The organism is Oenococcus oeni DSM 20252 = AWRIB129, assembly GCF_000372485.1.
Classification (GTDB): domain Bacteria; phylum Bacillota; class Bacilli; order Lactobacillales; family Lactobacillaceae; genus Oenococcus; species Oenococcus oeni.
In genome coordinates, this window is record NZ_AQVA01000005.1 from 20,024 (window position 1) to 45,039 (window position 25,016).

Sequence of the window (25,016 nt, forward strand, 5' to 3'; positions counted from 1 at the left end):
ATCAAAATGCCCATCAGACAAAGACAGACGGGCATTTTCATTTTATTAATTTTAATAGATCGCTTTTTCTAGAAGACTTTTTATACTTGATTCCTTTTGAATCAAGATAGGCTCTGATTTCGACAACTGTATTATCCATATTTGGTAATTCTTCGGTTCGATCGGGATACAAATCAGCTGCTGTTATTTTCCCGGCGCCGACATAATTATCCTTAGAATCACCTTCATTCTTAATTAAAGGACCCTTTTTGCGGGCTACCAGAAGAAAGATTCCGGCCAGCAAATAAAGAAAAGGCGTTAACCAAAAGAGGATGGCAACAATCGAAAAAACCGCAGCAATTATTCCAAGAATGTGACCTGTTAGAGGATAATCGACCCGGCGAAAATTTATCAAACCGATAATATGCAGAATCAGCATTATCGAGCCAGGGACCGTCATTAATAAAACACCCCAGATCAAAAGTGCGGCTTGCAAATTATTTTTTCCAAAATCCGCTATCTCGGCTGAAGTCAGATAATTACTACCTAGGGTAATTAACCCATAAAATAATCCGCTAAGAATTCCAAGAAAATCCAAAACGACCGTGATGATTTTTAAAGATTGAAAAGGTTCTCGAGTGTTTCTCATGAAGCTTTTTTACTCGCATGATCATAGAGATAGTCGACAGTCGATTGGAAAGTAATCAGCTTGGCAGCATCGTCATCGGAAATTTCAATATCATATTTATCTTCTAATTCCATCACCAATTCAACAAAATCGATTGAATCGGCGTTGACATCCTTTGTAAAATCCAAATCCGGGGTAATTTTTGATTTTGATAAACCAAAGCGTTTAGAAACTTCATCTGCTAGTTGAGCAGCAATTTCATCTTTATTCATTTCTCCTCCAAAATAATCTTGAATTGATCTTTGTTTTCATCAACATATTTAGTAATATCGGGAACCAAATTCGACTCCAGCATTATCTTGATTTGACCAATTGTATTGGAAACAGTCTTTGCTTTTGCTGATCCGTGCGTCTTGACAACTGGTGCCTTGACACCGGCGATTACGGCTCCACCTGCGTTATTATAGTCCAGCACCGAAGAAAATTCTTTTAGGGCCGGTTTAACCAAAGCGGCGCCGATTTTCGTCTTCAAACTACCATTCACAAGAATCTTTCTTAAACCGGCAAACATTGTTAAAGCTGTTCCTTCAATCGCTTTTAAAGCAGCATTTCCGGAAAAACCATCGGCAACAACCACATCGGCATGGCCATTTAATAATTCCCGGCTTTCAATATTTCCAGTGAAATTAAGTTGCTTGCCGTTCTTTAAAAGTTGATAGGCTTGAATATGAATTTTATCGCCTTTATCCTCTTCAGTTCCGTTATTCAATAATTTAACTTCCGGATTCGGCTTTTTTAAAACGTGCGTTGCATAGAAATTACCAAGCACCGCAAATTGATAAAGGTAACTTGGTTTGACCTCGGCATTAGCGCCCACGTCCATAAAAACCCATTGGCGTTTGGGGTCATCGACCGACGGCAACACCGTTAACAGTCCGGGACGTTCAATTCCTGATATTCGGCCGACAATAAAAATGCCACTGGCTAAAAGTGCTCCGGTATTTCCGGCCGAAAATAAGGCATCGGCGCTTCCACCTTTGACAGCATTAGTGGCAACAACCATTGAAGAATCCTTTTTCTTGCGTACAGCCTTAACGGGTTCTTCACCCATTTCAATCATCTCGGTTGTGTTAATGATCTTAATTCTGTCCTGTTTGGTCTCGCCAATCAGTTCAAGAATCTTTCCTTTGTCACCGTATAGATTCAAATGCAAATTCTTGTATTTGTCCCGGGCCAGCAAGGCCCCTTTCACGATCTCTTCCGGCGCATTATCGCCGCCCATTGCATCAATAGCAATTGTATATGTTTTATCCATTAATCAAAGTCCTTATATCGATACATCGTTAACGACAAATATTTTACCAGTTCAGCGTTTTCTTTGTCAGCATCCCAGTTAGACTGGCTCGTAATTTCGATCGCCGATTGTTGAGCTGTTTCCATCATTTTTAAATCATGGATTGGATCGCCAACATTAAATTCCGGCATCCCAGCTTGTTTTATTCCAATTACATCGCCCGGCCCCCGCAGCTTCAAATCCTTTTCCGCCAAAGCAAAACCATCGTTCGTAGAAACAATTGCCTCCATTCGGTCGATTCCATATTGGGTTTTGGGATCGGAAACAAGAATAGCATAAGACTGTTTCTTGCCGCGACCAACCCGTCCCCGCAACTGGTGCAACTGAGCAATGCCGAAACGGTCGGCATCCAGGATTACCATAATCGTGGCATTCTTGATATCGACACCAACTTCAATCACGGTCGTCGTAACCAGTACCTGCACTCGGTTGGTTGAAAAATCGTTAATCACCTGCTGCTTTTCATCATTCGTCAACCGCCCATGAAGTAGACCGATCCGATAAGGTTTTAATTCTTCTTTTAAACGGTCATAAATTAAAACGGCATTCTGAACATCCAAAGTCTCCGATTCTTCAATCAATGGGGTAACAACATAAACTTGAGCCCCAGCGGCTAATTGTGTTTTCACCCAATCAAAAACATTATCAAATTGATTGCTTTTAACCCATTTAGTGATAATTGGACGGCGCCCGTTAGGCAATTGATCAATTGTTGAAACATCCATTTCACCATAAGCGGTAATCGCTAATGTACGTGGAATCGGAGTTGCCGTCATGGCCAAGATATCTGGATTTTGTCCTTGTTCCCGTAATCTTGCTCGCTGCTTGACGCCAAACCGATGCTGCTCGTCAATGACGGCCAAACCCAAATTATAAAAATGAACATCCGCTTGAATCAGAGCATGAGTGCCAACGGCAATATCGATCTCGCCACTTTCCAGATCTGCTAAAATCTGCCGCCGAGCTGCCGCCTTGAGACCCGAGGTCAACAATTCAATCCTAAGATTGAGTCCGGCCGATTGATATAAATTGCTGAGATTAATAGCGTGTTGTTGAGCAAGAATTTCCGTTGGTACCATAATCGCTGCCTGAAGACCGGCACTATAACAAGCCAACATCGCAATAGCGGCTACGACCGTCTTGCCGGAACCAACATCCCCCTGCAACAAACGATTCATATGAATCGGCCGTTTTAAATCCAATAAAATTTCCTGAATAACTTTTTTTTGCGCATCAGTTAGGGAATAAGGAAGTTTTGCAATAAAGTCATTGAGAATTTCTGAATTGTATTCAATTTCCCTGCCACGGTTTTTTCCAGCAGAAATTCTCATTAACTGTAAACGCATCTGGAAAATAAAAAACTCTTCGAAAGCAGCCGAACGACGTGCCAGCTTGGCATTCTCAGCCGAATCGGGAAAATGCATATCGTGAATCTGTTTTTTTCGTGATAGCAAGCGATAAGCCAACATCAATCTTCTTGGAATAATATCATTAATTTGATCGGCATATTTAGCATAGGCATTTTCAATCAATTGTTGAATCGTTTTTTGATGAATCGCCTGATTTGATGGGTAAATTGCCGCTAATGAATCATTCTCGGCGTGAATGATTCTCTGGCCCTTTAAAGCTTCATGAACAGCATCATAAGTCCCGAAGATCGCCATTTCCTTTCCAATTTCAATCTGTTCTTTTAACCAAGGCTGATTAAAAAAAGAGACTGAAATATTATCATGCCCGATCAAAAGTCGAAAAGCAATTCTTGATTTTTTGTAACCAAATCTAGAAATGGTCGGCTGGGAACTAACCATTCCCTTAAAAGTTACCTTTTGGCCATCATCAGTTTGGCTCGGAAGACGGGACTCCAAATCATCATAACGAAAAGGATAATAAGTCAAAAGATCTTCGATATTTAAAATTCCCAGCTGTTTTAGAATTTCAGCCCGTTTTTGTCCAACGCCGGAAAGTTCTGTAATTGAATCAAAAAGACTCACAGAAAGATTATATTACTTAAATTTATGATTGGTTATTTAACTAAAAACAATCGGAAATACTTTTAGCACAAAATAAAATAGGATGAAAAATCCATCCTATTTTTAAAAGTTATTCGACCGAAATCAAGAAAGGATATAAGGGCTGGTCGCCTTCGTGAATTTCCGTTTCCAAATTGTTATCAAGTTTGGAAATTGCCTTGGTCAGTTGCTCGGACTCTTTTTGATTTGATTGGCTACCATAAATTATTGTTACGATTTCTGAATCGTCATCAAGCATCGCCTTCACGGAATTAATCGCTACGTCTCTCAAACGGCGGCCATTGGCCTGAATTTTGCCGTCAACGATTCCGATATATTCGCCACGTTTGATACTTTTGCCGTCAATACTAGTATCACGAACTGCTTTGGTGACTTCGGCTGATTTAACAGTTGAGAGCTGAGCCGTCATTTCGCTTGCGTTTTCTTTTACATCTGCATCTGGATTAAAGCCCAACATTGCAGTTAAACCTTGCTGAATTGTTTTTGATTTAACAATTTCAACCGGAATTTTCGACATATCGGCAGCTTGACTGGCAGCCATAAATATATTGGCATTATTAGGAATAATAATCGCATTTTTCGCTTTGCTAGATGTAATTGCGTTTAACAAATCTTTTGTTGAAGGATTCATTGTCTGGCCGCCGGTTATTACGTCGGTGACACCCATCGATTTGAAAAGTTCCGAAACTCCATGACCGGAAGCAACCGTGATAACAGCCGTTTCTATTGGTTTTTTAGGCTGACTGGCCTGTTCTTTGGCAACTCGATCAATTACTGCCTGTTGCTGATCGCGCATGTTGTCTATCTTGACCCACTTGATCGAGCCATAATGAGTTGCTTCGGTTAAAATTGCACCGGGATCTTCCGTGTGAACATGAGTCTTGACCAAACCGTCATCGGCGATAACCAGAAGAGAATCACCTTTCTTCGATAAATAACTATAGAATTTATCATAATTCCATTCGCGATCATAGGTTGATCCTTTACCGGTCTCAAAAAGAATCGTTGTGCAATAGCCATATTTAATGTCTTTGGGGTCCAAAGAGACCTGTGCATCGAATTCATCTGTTTTTTCATCAAATTGAGCCATATCGGGAGGGGTACTCAAATCTTCTTGAGTAGTTTTTCCAGAAAGAACCTCGTACCAGGATTGGAAAACAAAGACAAGCCCCTGGCCGCCAGAATCGACTACGCCGACTTCTTTAAGAACCGGTAATAAATCAGGAGTCTTTGCCAAAGCCTCCTTTGAAGCATCCCATGTAGCTTTCGCAACATCGACTAAATCATCTGATTGATCGGCCGCATCGCCGGCAGCAGCCGCAGATTCGCGAATAACTGTCAAAATGGTTCCCTCGGTTGGTTTCATAACAGACTTATAGGCCGATTCGGCTCCGGCTTTTAAAGCATTGGCAAACTGTTTGGCATCCAAAGTATCAAAATTAGCAACAAATTTCGTAAACCCACGCATAATTTGCGACAAAATGACACCGGAATTCCCGCGGGCCCCCATTAAAAGGCCTTTAGACATTGCTGCTGACAAAGCAGCGATCGAGGTTTCGGTTGAATCTCGTTCATACTGAGCCCCCGACTGCATCGTCAAACTCATATTAGTGCCTGTATCTCCATCAGGAACCGGGAAAACGTTTAACTTATTGATATGTTGTGCATTTTTCGTCAAAATTTGGGCAGCAGCATTGATCATCCTACCAAATTCGACACTCGTAATTAATTCCATTTGATCTCCTTAAGCGCGGATGCCTTCGATAGTTACATTCACTTGATTGATTAAAACACCCAAATTTTTCTCCAAAGAATAACGGACCTGCTTTTGAACCGCCTTGGAAACTTCCGATAATTTTGCTCCATATTCAACAATAATATGTACATCAATCGTCAGTTGATCGTTTTCTTCCGACACAAGAATTCCACGACCATAATTAGGGCGCTGGAGTACATGATTAACACCATCTTTAAAAGATTTGGATGCCATACCAACAACACCAAAAGACTCAGAAGCTGCTGTTCCAACGATTGTTGAAATAACATCATCACCAATGTTTACTTGACCAATCTTAGTCTTCATCTTCAAACTCATGATTTTACCTCTGACTAAATTCTAACAGTATTTATGTCTTGAACCTTGGAATCACAAATATAAAAAAGCCGCTCAGGGCGGCTAACTTATACTCGTTCGATCGAACCGTTCTTCAAGCCTGCACGTAAAGTACGAGCAGTCAGATAAACGGTTTTGGCAGCGTCGCCATTGATTTTAACGGTCACTTTTTGCAAATTCGGCTTCCACGAACGACGATTGGCATTCAAAGCGTGTGAACGTTGATTACCAAAACGAGTACGCGCGCCAGTAATAGCATCTTTTGCCATAGCGTCCTCCTTACATGTAACTGTTAAATTCTATCCGATTTGTCTGATAAATGCAAATATTAATTCGTTATCTTGAAAACTTAATTTTAATTTTCATTTAATTTCCTTTTTAATTTCCTTTAATATTCAATTTTGATAATAAGTCTTGTTCTAAGGGATTAAGCAGAATCCTTGAGAACAATCTTCATAAAAATTAACTATCCCTTCCAAATGGATAAAAACTTTCTCTATAAAAGAAATCCCTGACACCGAATTTTATTCGGTGTTTTTTATTGCTATATTACTCAGCTGCATGATAAAATGGATTAGTTCTGCGGATGTGGCGGAACTGGCAGACGCGCAGGATTTAGGTTCCTGTGAGGAAACTCATGCAGGTTCGATCCCTGTCATCCGCACTAAAATTTCATCTTCAAAGTAAAAACATTCCAAAAAGAGAATGTTTTTTTATTTTTCTTGACAAAAAGGAAAAAGCTTGTTTTAATAGCTCTAAAGCATTGAAAGGAATTGGTATTTAATGTATCAGAACAAAACTCTAGTTTCACAAATCGTCATTAGCTTGGTCATTATTATTTAATAATGATGAGCTAGATTTGTATTGCTCATCATTAATCTTAAAATGATGAGCAGCTGAGTGGTTATATTCCTTGAGAAATCGACCTGCTGCGGAAATCGCAACGGTCGATTTTTTTATAGCTGAAAAAGAAGGGAAAATAAAAATGTTAAAAAAAGGAAAACGGAATAATACCGTTTTAGTTGCATCTCTAATATTTGGGATGTTCTTTGGAGCCGGAAACTTGATTTTTCCGGTACAACTCGGCCAAATGGCCGGAAGCCACTGGCTAACAGCCGCGTTAGGATTTCTTTTAACCGGAACTCTGGTGCCTTTCCTAGCAATATTAGCCATCGCCGTGACCCACAGCCGTGGAGTTTATGATATCGCCAAACCGGCCGCTCCTTGGTTTAGAACACTTTTTCTTGTAATGCTTCACTTGACGATTGGGCCTTTTTTCGGAACCCCAAGAACAGCAGCAACTGCTTTCTCGATGGGAGTATCGCCATTTTTGCCTGCAAAATATCAAACAATCGGTATGTTGGTTTTCTCGGCAATTTTCTTTGCCCTTGCATACTATCTAAGTATCAAAGAATCCAATGTCGTCGCTTGGATTGCTAAATACTTGAATCCCTTGTTCCTTGTTTTGATCGTTTCGATTGTGATTCTTTCGTTTGTTTTGCCAATGGGAAGTCTAAAGCAGGCTGTTCAGCCGGCTTATCAAAACAACGCCTTTTTTCAAGGTTTTTTGGATGGATACAATACGATGGATGGAATCGCCCTTTTAGCTTTGGCAGTAACGGTTGTCTATGCAGTAGAAGGCCTCGGGTATTCAAAAGAACGTGTTCCTAAAATGATTGCTAAATCAGGTCTATTAAGCATATTAGCTGAAGTTTTACTATATTTGTCGCTTATATTTTTGTGCACTAGCAGCCTTGGTCTTTTAAAAATGGCTCCAAACGGCGCAACTGCCTTTTCACAAATCGTTGGACACTACGCCGGAAACTTCGGAACGCTGTTTACCGGCTTAGTTGTTACTTTGGCAGTTTTTACAACAGCGATGGGGCTCTTTGCTTCTTTTTCACAAGACATGCATCGAACTTTTCCAAAAGTCAGTTATCTAAACTGGCTGCGTATAATTGCTTTTGGATCATTTTTAACAGCCAATGTTGGATTAACGAATATCATCGCCTGGGCAACACCGGTTTTGATGTTGATGTATCCTTTGGCGCTGGCTCTTATCTTCCTCTCGCTTTTTTCAAATTTTTTTCATCGCTCGAAAATCGTTTACAGGTTCGTACTTCTTTTTGTCGCTCCAGCTGCCTTATTGGATAGTTTTGCTAATTTACCAGTAACTAATCTACCGGTAATCAGTAATTTGGTCAGTTGCTACCATCAATTTATTCCCTTGGCTTCTTTGGGACTCGGCTGGCTCCTTCCCTCGATAGTCGGCGCCTGTGTTGGCCTTTTGCTTTACAGTCTTAAAAACAATCGCCAAGAAAGTGCTTTGGTGGACGATTCTGTTCAACGAGTCAACGATTAGGACATCCCCCAAGGCTTTTAATATTAATAAAATTAACCAAGCATAATTGCTAGTTACTAATAAATTTGTTACACTATTTTGGTTGGTTAATTGCCGACTTAGCTCAGTTGGCTAGAGCACTTCACTAGTAATGAAGGGGTCGGAGGTTCGAATCCTCTAGTCGGCATTATATAAATTAAAAAGCTCGTTTCCGGGCTTTTTTTATAAATAAATTTATGAATATCAGTTGAATGAGCACACTTTTTTGCATTCGTGAAATATGATTTGCCAGTTAAAATGAAACGGGAATCTTTCTTTCAAAATAGTCAATTTTCTAATGAAGCAGGATGATTGTATCTCCCCGTAATCCCTGCCGCAGAGTTTCCAGAGAAACAACTTCATCTGAAGCAATATTGCCTAGATTTATCTGACTGCCGAATTTTAAAATCAATTCGGCTTGTTGTTTTTTAAGTGGCGCTTCAAAGATCAATTTGGATATTCCAAGACTGGAAAGTTGTTCCAATTCATCTTCAATAATATTTCCATCGGCATCATAGATTCCGATATCTTTTCCAGCCTCCCTGGCTTCAATGAGAACATAGTTTGAACCGTATGCCAAATCAGATTTAATTAGTTCCAATCTTTCCGAAATAGATAAATCGTGATCCAAAATCGGATTTTTCTTGCCAACTTCGGAGATAACATAAAAACCGGCTTCCCTTGATTTTTTAATTATTTTCGCTCTTTCTTCTTTGGTAATTTCAGTTGATCCATCACTAACTTCAATTGCCGTAAATCCCAATTCACGGCTTTCCTTTAAAAATCGATCCACTTTGCCCTTCAACACAGAAACTTCAAGCAAAGTTCCGCCAGGATAAGGCATAATTCCAGCAGCTTGATATCGACTCGTTTTATTAATTATCAAGTCCCGATTAATTACGGCCGAAGTGCCCCAACCAAATTTGGCAAAATCAATATAATCAGCAGATGTATTTAGAAGATCATCGAGCGATCTGCTTCCTAAACCTTTATCAAGCATCATAGTTAGGCCGGATCTTCTCGGCTTTTTCGACTGGCCTAAATTCAAAAATTCATAAGCATTCATGCTCTACTTTTATCACTTAATAATTAAACATATTTTAAATACTATAAAAGTGATGATTTAATAGGATTTTAGGCAAAAATAAAAACGCCTTTGGGGTGGCGTTTTTTGGGATTAATTATTATGAAGAGAGTTTTTAATTTATTTGGAAGGGATATTTTATTATTGGAGAGTTGTTCGTCGGGATTTGTTTTTAACAACTTGTCCTTTGGAACAGTTTTAATTATTCAATTGACAGATTAAAAGAAAATAAAAGAGAGATAAAACGAAGATAAAAGAATTCAGGGAAATAATTTTAGTAAAAACGTTTGAAAATACTGGAAATTACCTGGCATTTTCTTTGCTAATCTTGTCTTCGCCGAAATAAGGACGAAGAACTTCGGGAATTGTAATTGTCCCATCTTCATTTTGATAATTCTCCAAAATAGCCGCAACTGTTCTGCCAACAGCCAGACCAGAACCGTTTAGAGTATGAACAAAACGAAGTTTGCCTGTCTTTGAATCACGATATTGAATGTGTCCACGGCGCGCTTGAAAATCTTCATCATTAGAAACAGAAGAAATTTCACGATATTTATCCTGGGTCGGAAACCAAACTTCCAAATCGTAAGTCATTGCAGAACCAAAACCCATGTCCCCAGTCGAAAGGCGAATTACATGGTAAGGTAATTCCAGTTTTTGCAAAATATTTTCTGCATCGACAGTCATTTTTTCCAATTCGTTATATGAATCCTCTGGCTTGGTAAATTTAACCATTTCGACTTTATTAAACTGATGCAGGCGAATCAAACCACGCGTATCTTTCCCGGCAGCCCCGGCTTCCTGACGAAATGCCGGCGACAAGGCAGTGATATATAAGGGCAATTCCGATTCATCCAAAACTTCATCGCGACGCCAATTAACCAAGGCGACTTCAGCGGTCGGAATCATTGTCATCGACTGATTTTTGCCAACCTCGTAGGCATCGTCAACAAATTTCGGAAACTGGCCGGTTGCATACATCGATTCGTTGGTAACCATGTACGGAGTCAACAATTCTGTGTAACCTTCGCGGCGATGTTCATCAAGCATGAAATTATAAACAGCTCGTTCCAAGCGGGCGCCGGCGCCGACATAATACAAAAAACGCGCTCCGGATACTTTTACGCCTCGTTGAAAATCCAAAATACCAAGATCTTCGCCAATTTCAAAATGGGCTTTCAACCATGTTGGTGTTTTCGAAAAAGCGGCCGGACGGCCCTGAAGATCGGTTGGTTGCCACTTTCTTTGTTCAACATTATATGAATCGTCCGGACCAACCGGCACCCGCGGATCAGCCAAATTAGGCAGATGAGCAGCTTGGGTATGAACAGACTCTTCAATTGCCGATAATTGCTTATCCAAATCTTTAATTTGACCTGCAACGGTCTGCATATCACTAATTGCTTTTTGAGCAGCTGAATTGTCTTTAGCCCGTTTGGCAGCCCCAATTTGATCGGAAACCTGATTCCGTTTCGCCTTCAACTGTTCGGCTTTGCGAATCAGAGAACGACGCTTCTCGTCGTCGGCTAATAATTTATCTAACACGCCATCTTCAACATTGCGATCAATCAAACGTTGGTTGGCTTCATCTCGATTATTCCGTAAATATTTAATATCTAGCATACATTCGATTATACATTCGGCAAAGAAGAAAAAGCCGGTAAATCAGCTTATTTTTCTTAATTTAGAAACTCTCTTTCTAGGTTTTTTAACTGTAAATTTGCGATCATCCAAAACTATTTTAACATCGGCCATGCTAGCTACTTTTTGGTCATGAGTAATTACGATTACGGTTTTCTTGGAATCATGAGCAACTTTTTTAAAAATTTGCGTAATTTCTTTCGTATTTTGCGAATCTAAATTACCGGTTGGCTCATCGGCAACAACAACCGGCGCATCAACAGCCAAAGCACGAATGATGGCAACACGCTGTTGCTGGCCACCGGATAATTTTTGAACGTTTTTATTTATCAAATCACCATCGATACCGACTGAAGCCAGCAAATCAGTCGCATATTGTTTATCGCCGGCATGCTTGGAATTTGTAATTGATAAAGCCGACATAACATTCTCCAAGGCTGACATATAGGTCATTAAATTATAGGCTTGAAAAATAATTGTCACATCTTGGTTACGATATTTGGTCAAACCGATTTTTCTGATGTCCTTGCCGTTGAAATTAATCGTTCCGGCAACCGGCGAATCAAGCCCGGCTAGAAAACTCACAAAAGTTGTTTTCCCGGAACCCGATTCACCGACAATTGCATAAAACTTCGATGATTCAAACTTCAAACTAACATCCTTATATAAGTAGTCATCCGGATGATTAAAATAATGAGTTAATTTTTGAACTGCTAGTGTCATAATTGCTCCCTTATTCCGAAATTAGAATTCTTTTTGGTTTTAAGCTCAAAATCGGTATAGAACCGAGTAAAGTCGCAATGCCGACGATTACTAATCCAAATGCTCCCAACTTTAGTAAAGTACCAATCGTTAAATGAGTTGAAAGTTTATTAAGTTGAGAACTTCCCGTCAGAGTTGAACTCAATTGGCTGGTACCGCCGGCAGTAGGCCGACCGGTTTTCTGCGTCGTTCCTTTGCCGGTTGTATTTCCCTGGCCTGGTGCGCCACCACCACCCGGGGCACCGGCTCCGCTGCTCAGACTTTGTGTCGATGTTGTTTGCTGATTAACCAATTGTTTTCCGATTACATTACCGAATAAATTACCGAAAATGCCGGCGAAAAACAGAGAAATAATCAAAATTGAAATTGTTTCGATGAAAATCTGTCCGATTATTTTTCCCTTTGCCTCGCCAAGAGACATCAGAACACCAATTTCATGTTTACGCTCACGAATCATTAAAATCAAAATCAGACTCAGAATAGCAATCCCAGCAATCGCAACAATCCAAACAATCTTTGAGGCAATACTCTCAATCGACTTGACCGAACTGGATAAAAGCTCATAAATTTCGTCGGAAGTTGTTAATTGCAGTTTGCTGGAAATTAATTTCTTGGCTTTTTTAACAAAAGCTTTCTCCTTACTGGAATCAGTCAAAGTATAAGTAACAGCAGAAACTTTACCGCCATCGCCAGCTAGACTCGAAGCAAGTGTGTAACTGGAATAAATCGTATTCGACGGATCAGTAGTTGCCAAGCTGGCCGAACTGGAGGTTTTTGCCTGATAAATTCCAACGACTTTCAATGTCTTGACATCCCCATCCGAATTTTTAATCTTAATCGTTTTGCCAACCTTGATTTTGTTATTCGAAGCAAGAGTTTTTTCAATTACAACGTTATTTGTGTTTTTATCAGATACTTTGATTCCGCGGCCTTTGATAATTACATAATTTTTGTTCTTAAAGTTTGAATCGGCCGCAGTTGTTGAAACACCGGAAATACTAATATCACCACTTTCGGTGCTTTGCATACCAGAAAAACCACCCTTACTGCTGGATGAACTGCTGGTTTTCACTGCTGTGAAAGAAGAAGCGTTAACGCTCGCTGTGGCAGTAATCTGATAAGCAGCAACATTACTCAAAGAACCTAATTTATTAGCCGTTTTTTGAGTAATAATTGCCTGATTGGTGCTCTTAAATCCCGAAGTTCCAGTTGAGCCTTGGTTTTGCTTGAATAGTTTTTGTCGATTAGCGGACAAGGCCACTGTTGTACCGACTGAATCTTTGCTATTATTGACAGCTGTCAAAGCAGCATTTTGAATAATCAGTCCAGCTAAAACAAAAGTCATAATCGCTGTAATAACCAGAGTCAATAATAAACTCCGCCCAATTTTTCGGCGAAGATACAAAAAAGCACGCTTGATATAATCCATGAAATCTCCTTTACATTGCAGATTATTCTCTGAAAATTAAAGTGTGCTTAAACAAATATTAAATGAAAATTAACCTGAAGATAAATTAGCCGACAAGGATTCCCAAATCAAAAAGTCTTTCATCAATTTGGTTCAGAACCTCTTGAGCGGCGTCTTTAGATTCAACAAAATCATATTTATCACCGTCGATTTCCATTTTTGGTCCGCGATCATAAGCGGCATACCAAACAGCATAACGGCGATTAAGTTCCTGATAGTATTTGTACAGATCCGGATGAACGGAAATCTGTTCAAAATCACGACCGCGTTTTTCAATCCTGCTCAGCATGTTGTCAAAAGAAACCCGCACATGAATCAAAAGATCAGGATCCTTTGATGGCAACTCATCAAGTTTTTCCATCATATTGCTTAAAAGTGATTTATAAATATCGACTTCAGTCTGAGTCGAACGACCAAGATCAGCGTTCAATTGGAATAATAGAGCATCTTCGAAAATTGAACGATCGATCACGTCCAATTTATTCTCTTGGGCATTTTTAATATTTTGCAGGCGTTTATTCAGAAAATATATTTGCAAAAGAAAAGCGTACTTTTTAGGATCGTCATAGAAAAGCGGCAGAATCGGGTTGTCACTCACACTTTCATAAATCGCTTTGCTACCTAAATGTTTTGAAAGCAAATTCGTTAAACTGGTTTTCCCAGCTCCAATTGTTCCTGATAAAACGATCATTAATTATATTATCCCCTTGTCTTTTTTACTTTATCTAATTTGACAATATACCAATCTAATGTCAAACATTTTTCAGTATATTTAAAAAACTAATTGATCCGACTTGACAACTCCATCCTTTTAAATCCAACTGCCCCTGAAAATATTTAATTTCACAAATATTCGTGCATAGCTAAAATAAAACTCTTCGGAAAACATGAACCAGGCATAACCAAATATAAGCGCAGAAAAAACATCAATAATCGTATTATATTGACAAGCAATTACAGCAAAACAAACCAATATCAGCCAAAGAATCATGAAAATGATCGTTTTGTTTTTAACTTTTTTAGCCCGTTTATTAAACTCTGGTACAACGATAACAAAGAAAAATTGAATCAACAAAAAAGTCATCAAAACAGCCAGACTTGGAAAACTCCGGCCGATCGATGCCGGCTTATCGCTGGGAGCCGGAAACTGCAGCAACAAAGTCAAAAGCGAATCAGCCAGCATTGAACCGAGCATCGTAAAAAGAAACCAAGCTGCCGGAATTTTAAAATTGTTTCCCCATAGAAGGAAAGCACAAAAAAGGGTCACCAAAAAACTGAAAATAGGTCGGCTCAAATTGGCTCCAATCCAGAAAAAAACCTTAAGAAAGCCGTTATTACGGCCCGAAAGAAACTCGGTAAAAAATTCATCCAATAAATTAAGTAAAGGCGAATACAGCCAAGATAAAATGATTACAAATAAAAAAAGCCCTGCAAAAATATAAATAAGCGGTTTTCGCGCCTTATCCCGATCAACTATCATAATTCAAAATCTATTGTAACAAAGCTATATTTTTTAATGTATTAAATTAGTACTTTGGATAGAATGTACTATATGCGAAAATTTAGATCACCAAAAGCAGGAAAAGAACGTCGTCCCGGCCGTAAAAGCAAACATTTAATCAGAAATATAGTGCTTACCGTCTTCGGTTTGTTATTCGTTGGAGTCGGGGTAATTTTTTTTGTGGCCTATTACAATATTAAAGGAGCGATCGATTCCAATACTTTCGTTTCAACTAATATAAAGAAAGAACGTAATGTCGATTCAGTCTTAAGCAAAGGAAAACCGGTTTCAATACTTCTCATGGGAACCGATACCGGTGAATTAGGTCGAAATTGGGTCGGAAGAACCGATTCGATGATCCTTGTCATAATCAATCCAAAAACCAAGAAAACTCTGCTCATGTCGATTCCACGTGATTCAATGGTCTCGATTCCCGGCTATGAGTATACTTTCCCTCAAAAAATAAACGCAGCCTATGAATATCCGGCAAACGGAAAAGGCCATCCAGAAACATCCATTAAAACGGTTGAAAAATGGTTGAACGTTCCGATTGATTTTTATGGAATCGTCAACATGGAGGCGCTTGAACAAATTACCAATAAAGCTGGAGGGATTTCTGTGAAATCTCCTTTAACTTTCACTTTTTCGGAAGATACTGCTCATGATTATGGAAATAATTTATACACCTTCACAAAAGGGTCAACGAAGTACAAGTATTATAAAAATGGAAGTACTTTGACAAAAACTTCCAACATCATGAACGGGGCTGCTGCCCTGGCTTTCACAAGAATGCGTTATAACGATCCGCTAGGAGACTACGGCCGTACTTTACGTCAACGCTTGGTCTTTGAAGCCATTGCAAAGAAAGCAACCGCCTTAATTCCACAAATTGTTAACAAAAAATTCTTGAATTCAATTTCCAAACAGGGAAAAACAGATTTGACTTTCAACGATATGGTTACTTTGGCTTCTAATTACAGAAAGGCCCTGAAAAATATTAAATCCGATTCAGTACAAGGCACTGATTATGAATATTCTGGAATTTCCTACCAAGTGGTTGCCAGTAAAGAAAAACAACGTGTCACTAATAAAATTAGAAAATTCCTTGGCCTGAAAAAAGCTAAATCGGGTCCACTATATGCTAGTAAAGTTACTAACGGGGTCGTCATAGGCGATGATAGTTCCACAGAAACCGATGATTCAACAGCGACTTATAGTTCGTCGACACAGCAAACTTATACAACGCCCGCCACAACTTATTCGTCATCTTCGGTTCAACCTACAGCTCCCACCACAGACACGACTACAACAAACAATAATACCGGCGGACAATAATTTAACAATAAATTTGGGTAAACAAAAAACCTGCGTTTCAGTGAGAAACACAGGTTTTTATTTGCTTTCATGATTTAATTTAGCAATAAGTTGTTCAATATGATCACCATATTCGATCGCTGTATCGCGTTTGAAAATCAAGTCAGGAATCTTAAAAGTAGTCATTTTCCTAGCCAGCTGGCGTTTAATTAAACCTTTAGCAGCTTGGAGACCAGCGTCGGCCTTTTCACCGGAACTTGCCAAATCGGAATAAATTGTCCAGTAAACATAAGCAATTGAAAAATCAGGTGTCATGTCAATACCGGTGATGGTGACATCCTTCAATCTGGGATCAGAAACTTCTTTAACGAGGATTTCACTGATTTCACGTTGAATTGTACCTTCGACGCGTAGCAAACGTGCAGATTTAGCATGTTTAGGCATTTGCCTTAACCTCTTCCATCGTATAAGCTTCAATGACATCGCCGACTTTTTCATCGTTATAATTGGCGATTGTCAAACCAAGTTCAAAGCCCTTCTTGACCTCTTTGACATCATCTTTTCCGTGTTTCAAAGAACCCAGTTGTCCATCATAAACAACAACGCCGTCGCGAACAAGACGAACTTTCGAATCACTGGTAATAATACCATCGGTAACCAAGCCACCGGCAATTGTTCCAATTTTGGAGAAATGGAATAATTCACGTACTGAAACAGTTCCCAGAGTCTTCTCCTTATAAACAGGTTCCAGTTGGCCCTTCATGGCTGCTTCGACTTCATTAATGGCATCGTAAATAACGTTATAAAGTCGGACATCGACATGTTTTTGCTCGGCATCAGTCTTAGCTTGGCCAACCGGACGAACATTAAAGCCGATAATAATCGCGCCAGAAGCTTCGGCAAGGTTAATATCAGACTCATTAATCGCACCAACGGCTGCATGGAGTATGTCAACTCGAACGCCTTCAACCTTGATTTTCTTTAGAGATGCAGAGAGAGCTTCAACCGATCCTTGAACATCAGCTTTAACGATTAAGGAAACTGTCTTCATATCCCGCTTGGCCATTGTTGAGAAAAGTGTGTCCAATGTCACAACAGCCCCATTATTACGTTCTTCTTCCATTGCCTTCTTAGCTCTAGACTCTCCAGCCTCGCGAGCATCTTTTTCAGAATCCATGACAACGAAATGATCACCGGCCTGCGGAACTTCATTCAAACCGGTAATTTCAACCGGAGTCGCTGGCAAAGCGGAATCAAGTTTTTTGTGAGATGCATCATTCATTGTCCGAACACGACCAAAAGTATTTCCAACGACAATCGGATCGCCAGTCTTCAGTGTTCCTTGCTGAATCAGCAATGTCGCAACAGCTCCACGGCCCTTGTCCAAACGGGCTTCGATAACAGATCCGCGAGACTTGGCCGTTGGGTCTGATTTTAGGTCCATCATATCAGCTTGAAGTAAAATCATCTCCAAAAGTTTATCAACATTTTGACCTGTTTTAGCAGAAATCGGTACTTCAATCGTACTGCCGCCATACTCTTCTGGAACAAGATCATATTTCATGAGTTCGTTGATAACGTTATTCGGATCGACACCTGGAATATCAATCTTGTTAATTGCGACAATAATCGGTGTTTTCGCTGCCTGAGCATGATGAATAGCTTCGATTGTTTGCGGCATAATTCCATCATCAGCTGCAACAACCAATATAGTAATGTCGGTAACGTTCGCACCACGAGCACGCATTTCTGTAAAGGCTTCATGGCCAGGTGTATCAAGGAAAGTAATCAGACGATCATGCAAACGAGCCTGATAAGCCCCAATACGTTGAGTGATTCCACCTGCTTCGCCTTCCGTTACATGAGTGTGACGCAAATAATCCAAAAGAGTTGTCTTACCATGATCAACGTGACCCATAATGGTAACAATCGGGGCACGCGATACTAATTTGCTCTGATCGATATCATTGTCGGTCTTATCAAAGAAACGATCAATATCAGAAACATCGACTTCTTCTTTTTGCTTTGCTTCAATATTATAATCAGCAGCTAGTAACTCAATCGTGTCGGCATCCAAACTCTGATTTTGGTTTACAACTACGCCAAGTAAGAAGAGTTTCTTAAGAATTTCAGTAACATCACGGTGAATAATTTTGGCAATATCCTGAACATTCATGCCCAAACGATATTCCAGAACCTTTGGTAACGGCTGTTCCTTACGTTCGTTTTGACGATTCTTGGAAACTGCTGCTGCTGCAATACGCTGAGCTTTCTTGGACCCTTTGGGTCCCGACTTGCGACGGATACCACGAGCCGGGCCACTAACAAAATGAGTACCTGGAGCTGTCGTTGTTTGATTGCGACGACGAGTATTATTACGAGCAGAATTATTCCCGGATGCTAATGCGCCACCAAAACGTCCTGTACCATTTTTCGATGCATTTGTTTTGTGATTGTTATTGTTCCTATTATTCGAGGACTGCCCGCCAGCCGTACGATTATTGTTTCGACGGTTATTCCTTTGATTGGTTACCGGATGCTGATTTGGTAACGGATTATGTGGGTGAGCACGGCGAAGCGGTTCAACAGTTGTTTTACTGGTTCTCGAATTCGTCCGTTGACGTTGGCTTGTTGTTTTCCGGGGTTGATTCAAAGAGGACCCAGCAGGCGCGCTTGCGCTTCCTGCATGAATCGGTTTGTGGTCTTTGGGTGCAGGACGACCTGTATTGGAATCAAAACTTACTCGCCTGCGTTGACGAGAATCCTGGTTATTAGTTGGCGTCTTTTCACCATGCCTTTCTCCTTGAGCACGGCTCGAAAGACCAGCTGCATGCCTTCTTTGAGAGGCTGGCAATTCCGATTTAGAAGCCGATTGCTTTCTAATGTGATGTACCAACGGACGCCGTTTCTTTTCTTCTTCAGTCATAAAGTCACCTCCTTTAATAACTCTTTGATTTGTTTTGTAATTCCCGGATCACTAATTCCAAGAATTTTTCTTGTCTGCCCAATTGCTTGGCTGATCTCTGTACTTGAAAATTGATTAACTATGGTAATTCTTTCCCGGATTAAGTCTTCAAAATCCTTTTTTGTATTTTCGCTAGCATCATTAGCAATAATTACCATCGAAATTTTTTGCTTTCTGATGGCCCTTTCGACTACTGTCTGTCCACTGACAAGGAAACCAGCGCGTTTTGCCAAGCCAAAATAATTAAGAATTTTCTGCTTTGATAATTTGTTCGTGGCTGAAAAGTTCCTTCCTGTCTTGTTGGTGCTTGACAAAATCAATTAATTTATCATAAAAAACATCGGCAACAGTCATTTCAAAGGTAGAATCGAGAGACTTCTCTATTTTTGCCTTCTTAGCTAGTGTAACATCAACGCTGACATAGGCGCCGCGGCCATTTGCTCGACCGGTTGGATCCAACTCTAATTCTCCAGACGGGGTCTTTACAATTCGAATCAAATCCTTTTTTGGGAACATTTGGCCACTGACTATATCTTTACGCATCGGTATTTTACGTGCTTTAAATTGTCGCTTCTTTTTTGCCATAAATAATTATTTATCGTCGCTCTTTTTGTTGTCGTCGCCCTCTTTTTCTTCCAAAATAGCATCGAAATCAACATTCTTTAGGGCAGCGGCAAATTCGTCCTGAGCCTCTTTAACTTCGGCTTCAGTCATTTTAGCCTTTGCTTTTGAAGAATCTTCTTCGGCTGAACTACTTTCTTCAGCGGACTCGGAAGTTTTCTCCTCTTCTGATGCATCGGATTGATCAGCGCCTTCAGAAAAATATTCATTGGCGTCGGCGTATTCGGTCTCGTCTTCCAAAGCCTCATCCGTTTCGTCGGTTTCGTCCGATTGATCTTCTTCCTCTGCATATTTAGCGGATTCTTCGAGAATAGCCTGAAGCTGTGGGTCGTTTTCCGCCTGTGTTTCTGATTTAATATCAATTTTAAACTTAGTTAGCTTGGCAGCCAAACGTGCATTCTGACCACGTTTTCCAATAGCCAAACTCAACTGATAATCAGGCACAATAACAGTAACTTCATTATCGTTATCCGGACTGAAAATTACGTCGACGACCTCGGCCGGATTCAAAGCATTGGCGATATACTGTGCTTCGTCTTCGACCCATTCAACAATATCCATGTTCTCGCCATGCAATTCATTAACAACAGCCTGAACACGCGAACCACGAGTCCCAACCAGAGTACCAATGGGGTCAAGGTTGGAATCGGTTGTCCGAACTGCCACTTTCGAACGATCACCGGCTTCCCGGGCAATTGATTCAATCACGACAGTGCCATCGTAAACTTCCGGAACTTCCTGTTCGAATAAACGTTTAACTAATTCCGGACTCGTTCGAGAAACGTAGATCTGTGGACCGCGAGTAGCAGAATCCTCGACCCGATTAATCAAAACTTTGATTGGATCACCGGTCTTGTAGGTTTCGCCAGGTATACGATCCTTGTCTCCCATGGCCGCCTCTTGACCATCAGGCATGGTAACCCACAAAAAGCGTTGGTCTTCACGAGCAACCCTCGCAGACACAATTTCATGCTCGAAACCTTCGTAACGAGCGTGAATTGCCTCCTTTTCTTTTTCACGAATTGTTTGAGTAGATTTATTTTTCCCTGATTGAGCAGCCAAACGGCCAAAATCACGCGGATTAATTTCGAATTTGATCTGATCACCGGCTTCGTATGCAGAATTAATCTCTCGTGCATCTTTCAAATAAATTTCCGAATAGGGGTCAATCATATCTCCATCAGGAATGACCTCTTTAATTTGTAAAAGATTAAACTCCTGTTTTTCAGGATCGACATCAACTTCGACATTGGTTTCCCCTTCAAAATTCTTCTTATAAGCAGTCACTAAAGTATCTTTTAAAGACGTAATTGCATCTTCCTGGCTGATGCCTTTCTCAGCTTGTAATGCCTGTAACGCAGAAAACAACTCTCTTCTGTAATCTGATGCCATATCTATGCCTCCTGATTTAACGAAATTTTTGAGATTTTTTCTCTTGGAAAATTCTTAACTTCCGCTGGTGAAACTTCCAAGCTAATCTCCAAATCAGAAAAGGATTTTAAAATACCTTCGGCTGATTTGCTGCCATCGATTTTTTCAAACAAATTCAACTTGATCGGCTGGCCAAGTGCCCAATCAAGATGCTCATCAGTTTTAATCGAACGATCGATTCCCGGTGATGAAATATCAAGATTGTATCGATCTGGAAACGGATCCGGTTCGACCTTATCAAGTGCGTCACTGATCAAAGAAGTTACCTCGGAAATTTGGTTCATTCGAATTGCCTGGTGATCCTGCCCGTCAATTAAAATAGTCAAGACAGCCGGACTACCGCCAAAGAAAGAAAGATCCCAAAGCAAAAGATGCTTTTCCGAAAGGATCGGCTGAATTTTTTCTTTGATTGTATCAATTTGTTTTAAATTCATTATCTTTTTTTACTTGACCCATAAAAAATGAGCTGGCAAACACCAACTCATTTACTTCAGTAAATCAAGTTAATTTAATTATAACCCGAAAAAGACTGTATATCAATAACTGTACAAGTAAGTAACCTTAAAGTTACTTCCGCTGCTGCGACTCAAGACAGCTAATAATTGGTTCGAAGCATAAACAGAAATCGTGATCGGAATATCTTTAGTAAAGTATTTCGGCCCAACCTCAGAAATATAAGTTGAAAATGCTTTAATTTCAGAAACCGAGTAAAAACTGGTATTAACGGTAATTTTCATTCCTGTTAAAGTTTTATCCTCGTAACGGGCTTGAGCAGTGGCCGAAGAAATAGTTGGGAAAAATCCTTCGATATCGTCTTCAAAATTAACAAAATTAGTATTGTCTTGACTGCCGACGCTGCCGGTCGTTGTACTTTGCTCAGGGAAGATAAGATTCTGGTAATCAAGATTATGCCATGCGCTGATTTTGCTGCCGGACTTTGACATATAGTAAGCGTAGGGAACGCCACCAACCAAAGAAGAGCTGGAAGCATTTTGATACATCACGATCAAAATAGGAACATTATTGCCAATTTTTTTATTGGCCCGCAAACGCGCCAGTACTTTGCTAGCTATCGTTTTTCCTTGAGCGACCATCTCTGCTTTGGAAATGCTTTGAGTATATGTTGTTCCGCCTGTAGTTTTTGTATAACTATCAGTCCGATTCATAGCGATTCCGATTGTCATACCGGCAAGATTAAGATTGGAACCGCTGCCTTCGGTCATAAAGTCGTTTTCTTCGATTGATTGAAGATATTCCGGATTTCGACTATTGTCGGTCTTGCCATTATTAACCGGATTCAAACCGAGCTTATTGCTGCTCGAATAGCGATCCAGCCAATCATTAAGAGTTGTAGCGGAAAGATACTGGCCCTCTTGGAAAATGTATTTCTTTGTCGAGAAAAACTTTTTTGAAAGTTCATTGATTGCCTGTTCGAACGACTGAGCGTTAAGCCCATCTTCGGTCGTAACAGCGATTCCTCTGGCAGCCGAAGTTACGTAACTGCCGTTTTTGACGACGGTTTTATACTCCCCCTGATTATTATTGGCATTAATGACTTGAATAGCGCTGCTGCTGGAGCTGCTGCTGCTCGTCGAGTTCTGATTGTTATTAAAGAAATACAATACTCCGACGACTACTACAAGAAGTACGAAGAGAAGAATTAAAAACTGTGTAATTGTTAATCTACGCCTATTTTTTAGCATTGCTTAAATTAATGAAATCCTGTTCGTTAATCACTTTTATTCCTAATTTATTCGCTCTTTCTAGTTTACTACCTACATCGCTTCCTGCAATTAAAAGATCTGTTTTTGAAGAAACGGATGAAGAAACATTGGCGCCATGTTCTTCAAGCCAAGCCTGCATTTGTGGTCGTGTCCAATGAATAAGTTTGCCGGTTAAAACGATTCTTTTATTGAAAAAGTAATTTTTTTCGTCAACCGTACTTGTCGTCAAATAATCAAAATTTACTTGAAAATTTTCCAATTCGTTAATTAAGCTGGCAACCGATTCGCTATTGAAATACTGTCTAATTGCATCGGCCATTACCTGACCAACACCGTCAATTTCGGCAATCTCCTCTGCTCCGGCATTTTGTAGATTACGAAGATTCTTAAAATGCGCCGCGAGCACTTTGGCAGCCTTAGCACCAACCCCGCGAATGCCCAAGGCCGTTATTAAACGTTCAACTGAATTTTGGCGTGAACGATCAATTGCCTGAATCAAATTTTTTGATGATAAATCGGCAAATTTATCCAAAGTCGTTAATTGACTTTCTGTTAAGGCATATAAATCAGAAATTTTCCTAATCAGATTTTTGGATAAAAGCTGTTCGACAACCCGAGGACCTAATCCATCAATATTCATCGCATTTCTTGAAGCAAAGTGAATCAATCCTTCTTTAATTTGGGCTGGACATTCAGGATTAATGCAGCGAAGAGCCACTTCGCCCTGGACATGGACAAGTTTGGATTTACAAGAAGGGCAGTAAACCGGAATTGGATAAGCTTGAGCATCAGCAGGCCGCTTTTTTAAGATGACCTGCCCAACTTCCGGGATAATATCACCGGCTTTATGTAAAGTTACCGTGTCGCCGATTCGAACATCCTTTTCCTGCAAATAATCAGGATTATGCAAACTTGCCCTTTTAACTTTCGTACCAGCAAGAAAGACAGGGTCCATAATAGCTGTTGGCGTGACAACTCCGGTTCGACCGACCGTCCAAGTGATGTCGCGAACAACTGTCAAAGCTTCTTCCGGAGGAAATTTATAAGCAATCGACCAACGTGGTATTTTGACTGTATTGCCCAACTCGTTTTCCACATCAAGATCATTTACTTTAACAACGACTCCGTCGATTCCATAAGGCAAGTTGTCTCTTTTAATCGTGTATTCATCGATATAATCTTTAACTTCGGTCATCCTATCGATTACTTTATTACTGGAATTAACTGGAAAACCCAACTGTCGGAAACGTTCCAAAACATCCGACTGGGTGTTGACGCCCAAAACATCATTTTGTGCCGTGTAATAAATAAAGGAGGAAAGATGCCTTTTGGCAGTAATTTTTGGGTCTAATTGACGCAGGCTGCCGGCGGCTGCATTTCTTGGATTGGCAAAAATTGTTTTTCCTTCTTCGTCGCGCTGCCGATTCAAATCAGCAAAAGCTTCTTTACGCATGTAAATTTCTCCGCGAACCTCAATCGTTAGCGGCTCATTTAATACTTTTGGGATCTCGGTAATCGTTTTAACGTTATCGGTCACATTTTCGCCGATAGAACCATCCCCACGCGTCGAAGCTTGAATAAGTCTTCCGTTTTCATATCTCAAAGAAATTGCCAAACCATCAATTTTCAGTTCAAGATTATACTTCTGTTGAGATCCGGCATTTTTCGTTGTCACAAGGTCCCAGTCAAGCAATTCCTGAATCGAAAAAACATCCCCCAAAGACAGCATCGGAACCGGGTGAACGACCTTTTGTAAACCACGGGAATCATTCTTCGTCTGATTTCCAGCTGCAACATGTTGAGTAGGCGAATCAGGCATGGCCAAACTCGGATAAGCCTTTTCCAAAGCAACCAGACGGGCGTAATGGGCGTCATAAACGTAATCCTCGACACTTGGATTATCCTCTTCGTAATACTCGCGTCCCCATTTGGTTAATTCATCCGAAAGATCTCTGATTTCCGCCTGAGCTTGTGTGAACGTTAAATCTTCAATTGGTGTGAACTGGTCTGCTGGATTCATA

At 40.2% G+C, this 25,016-nt stretch carries 23 protein-coding genes and 2 tRNA genes; 4 read left to right on the plus strand and 21 right to left on the minus strand.

The annotated features are described in order from the left end of the window. Positions 1-37: 37 nt before the first annotated feature. The 7 genes from A3G9_RS0104335 to rpmB all read right to left on the minus strand — a co-directional run bounded on the left by A3G9_RS0104335 (position 38) and on the right by rpmB (position 6,373). The gene (locus A3G9_RS0104335) at positions 38-628 is read right to left on the minus strand and encodes a hypothetical protein (RefSeq protein WP_002818248.1); all 591 of its coding nucleotides are present in this window, start codon (positions 626-628) and stop codon (positions 38-40) included. Next, positions 625-879 carry an acyl carrier protein gene (acpP, locus tag A3G9_RS0104340; protein ID WP_002817817.1) on the minus strand — a complete coding sequence of 85 codons (255 nt, stop codon included), beginning with the start codon at positions 877-879 and terminating at the stop codon, positions 625-627. The genes A3G9_RS0104335 and acpP overlap by 4 nt, the downstream gene beginning before the upstream one ends. Then, entirely contained in the window at positions 876-1,922 is a 1,047-nt protein-coding gene (gene plsX / locus A3G9_RS0104345; RefSeq protein WP_002818247.1) for a phosphate acyltransferase PlsX, read from the minus strand. Before plsX ends, acpP begins: the two co-directional genes overlap by 4 nt. Next, the gene (gene recG / locus A3G9_RS0104350) at positions 1,922-3,952 is read right to left on the minus strand and encodes an ATP-dependent DNA helicase RecG (protein ID WP_002818246.1); all 2,031 of its coding nucleotides are present in this window, start codon (positions 3,950-3,952) and stop codon (positions 1,922-1,924) included. Before recG ends, plsX begins: the two co-directional genes overlap by 1 nt. Positions 3,953-4,061: 109 nt before the next feature. After that, positions 4,062-5,726: a DAK2 domain-containing protein gene (locus A3G9_RS0104355; protein WP_002817819.1), complete on the minus strand. Its 1,665-nt coding sequence runs from the start codon at positions 5,724-5,726 to the stop codon at positions 4,062-4,064. 9 nt (positions 5,727-5,735) lie between these two features. Next, entirely contained in the window at positions 5,736-6,086 is a 351-nt protein-coding gene (locus A3G9_RS0104360) for an Asp23/Gls24 family envelope stress response protein (protein ID WP_002818245.1), read from the minus strand. Between the two features lie 86 nt (positions 6,087-6,172). Further along, positions 6,173-6,373: a 50S ribosomal protein L28 gene (rpmB, locus tag A3G9_RS0104365; RefSeq protein ID WP_002817821.1), complete on the minus strand. Its 201-nt coding sequence runs from the start codon at positions 6,371-6,373 to the stop codon at positions 6,173-6,175. Positions 6,374-6,686: 313 nt separating this feature from the next. Between rpmB and A3G9_RS0104370 the strand changes: the two genes are divergently transcribed. From A3G9_RS0104370 to A3G9_RS0104385, 3 genes are all read left to right on the plus strand, one after another. Next, positions 6,687-6,768 (plus strand) — tRNA-Leu (locus tag A3G9_RS0104370). Positions 6,769-7,017: 249 nt separating this feature from the next. After that, positions 7,018-8,466, plus strand: coding sequence for a branched-chain amino acid transport system II carrier protein (gene brnQ / locus A3G9_RS0104380; RefSeq protein WP_002821561.1), 1,449 nt, complete (start codon positions 7,018-7,020; stop codon positions 8,464-8,466). A gap of 92 nt (positions 8,467-8,558) precedes the next feature. Continuing rightward, a tRNA-Thr gene (locus A3G9_RS0104385) sits at positions 8,559-8,632 on the plus strand. A 147-nt stretch (positions 8,633-8,779) separates the two neighbouring features. On the opposite strand, the gene comA is transcribed toward A3G9_RS0104385, so the two are convergent. From comA to A3G9_RS0104415, 6 genes are all read right to left on the minus strand, one after another. Continuing rightward, the gene (gene comA, locus A3G9_RS0104390; protein ID WP_002818242.1) at positions 8,780-9,550 is read right to left on the minus strand and encodes a phosphosulfolactate synthase; all 771 of its coding nucleotides are present in this window, start codon (positions 9,548-9,550) and stop codon (positions 8,780-8,782) included. A gap of 321 nt (positions 9,551-9,871) precedes the next feature. Continuing rightward, the gene (serS, locus tag A3G9_RS0104395; protein WP_002818240.1) at positions 9,872-11,191 is read right to left on the minus strand and encodes a serine--tRNA ligase; all 1,320 of its coding nucleotides are present in this window, start codon (positions 11,189-11,191) and stop codon (positions 9,872-9,874) included. Between the two features lie 42 nt (positions 11,192-11,233). Next, complete coding sequence (locus tag A3G9_RS0104400) at positions 11,234-11,932, minus strand: ABC transporter ATP-binding protein (protein WP_002817825.1); 699 nt, start codon at positions 11,930-11,932, stop codon at positions 11,234-11,236. A 10-nt stretch (positions 11,933-11,942) separates the two neighbouring features. Next, a complete protein-coding gene (locus tag A3G9_RS0104405; RefSeq protein WP_002817826.1) occupies positions 11,943-13,400 on the minus strand; it encodes an ABC transporter permease in 1,458 nt (485 codons plus the stop codon). Positions 13,401-13,485: 85 nt separating this feature from the next. Next, complete coding sequence (locus A3G9_RS0104410) at positions 13,486-14,130, minus strand: deoxynucleoside kinase (protein WP_002818238.1); 645 nt, start codon at positions 14,128-14,130, stop codon at positions 13,486-13,488. Between the two features lie 120 nt (positions 14,131-14,250). Further along, a complete protein-coding gene (locus A3G9_RS0104415) occupies positions 14,251-14,919 on the minus strand; it encodes a phosphatase PAP2 family protein (protein WP_002818236.1) in 669 nt (222 codons plus the stop codon). Positions 14,920-14,991: 72 nt separating this feature from the next. On the opposite strand from A3G9_RS0104415, the gene A3G9_RS0104420 reads away from it, so the two are divergent. Next, positions 14,992-16,275 (plus strand): LCP family protein, encoded by a 1,284-nt coding sequence (locus tag A3G9_RS0104420; protein WP_002821066.1) that lies wholly within the window; start codon positions 14,992-14,994, stop codon positions 16,273-16,275. Positions 16,276-16,332: 57 nt separating this feature from the next. On the opposite strand, the gene rbfA is transcribed toward A3G9_RS0104420, so the two are convergent. The 8 genes from rbfA to ligA all read right to left on the minus strand — a co-directional run bounded on the left by rbfA (position 16,333) and on the right by ligA (position 25,015). Continuing rightward, positions 16,333-16,698 carry a 30S ribosome-binding factor RbfA gene (gene rbfA / locus A3G9_RS0104425; protein ID WP_002818232.1) on the minus strand — a complete coding sequence of 122 codons (366 nt, stop codon included), beginning with the start codon at positions 16,696-16,698 and terminating at the stop codon, positions 16,333-16,335. Beyond that, a complete protein-coding gene (gene infB, locus A3G9_RS0104430) occupies positions 16,691-19,180 on the minus strand; it encodes a translation initiation factor IF-2 (RefSeq protein ID WP_002821562.1) in 2,490 nt (829 codons plus the stop codon). The genes rbfA and infB overlap by 8 nt, the downstream gene beginning before the upstream one ends. Continuing rightward, on the minus strand, positions 19,177-19,452 hold the full coding sequence (locus tag A3G9_RS0104435; RefSeq protein ID WP_002818230.1) for a L7Ae/L30e/S12e/Gadd45 family ribosomal protein: 276 nt from the start codon (positions 19,450-19,452) through the stop codon (positions 19,177-19,179). Before A3G9_RS0104435 ends, infB begins: the two co-directional genes overlap by 4 nt. 10 nt (positions 19,453-19,462) lie before the next feature. Then, the gene (gene rnpM / locus A3G9_RS0104440) at positions 19,463-19,804 is read right to left on the minus strand and encodes an RNase P modulator RnpM (protein ID WP_002817834.1); all 342 of its coding nucleotides are present in this window, start codon (positions 19,802-19,804) and stop codon (positions 19,463-19,465) included. Between the two features lie 6 nt (positions 19,805-19,810). After that, positions 19,811-21,232, minus strand: coding sequence for a transcription termination factor NusA (gene nusA, locus A3G9_RS0104445; RefSeq protein WP_002818229.1), 1,422 nt, complete (start codon positions 21,230-21,232; stop codon positions 19,811-19,813). Between the two features lie 2 nt (positions 21,233-21,234). After that, positions 21,235-21,705 carry a ribosome maturation factor RimP gene (locus A3G9_RS0104450; RefSeq protein ID WP_002817836.1) on the minus strand — a complete coding sequence of 157 codons (471 nt, stop codon included), beginning with the start codon at positions 21,703-21,705 and terminating at the stop codon, positions 21,235-21,237. A 102-nt stretch (positions 21,706-21,807) separates the two neighbouring features. Then, positions 21,808-22,974, minus strand: a complete 1,167-nt coding sequence (locus A3G9_RS0104455) for a CamS family sex pheromone protein (protein ID WP_080034650.1) — start codon at positions 22,972-22,974, stop codon at positions 21,808-21,810. Further along, complete coding sequence (gene ligA, locus A3G9_RS0104460; protein WP_002818227.1) at positions 22,961-25,015, minus strand: NAD-dependent DNA ligase LigA; 2,055 nt, start codon at positions 25,013-25,015, stop codon at positions 22,961-22,963. Before ligA ends, A3G9_RS0104455 begins: the two co-directional genes overlap by 14 nt. Between the last annotated feature and the right edge of the window lies 1 nt (position 25,016).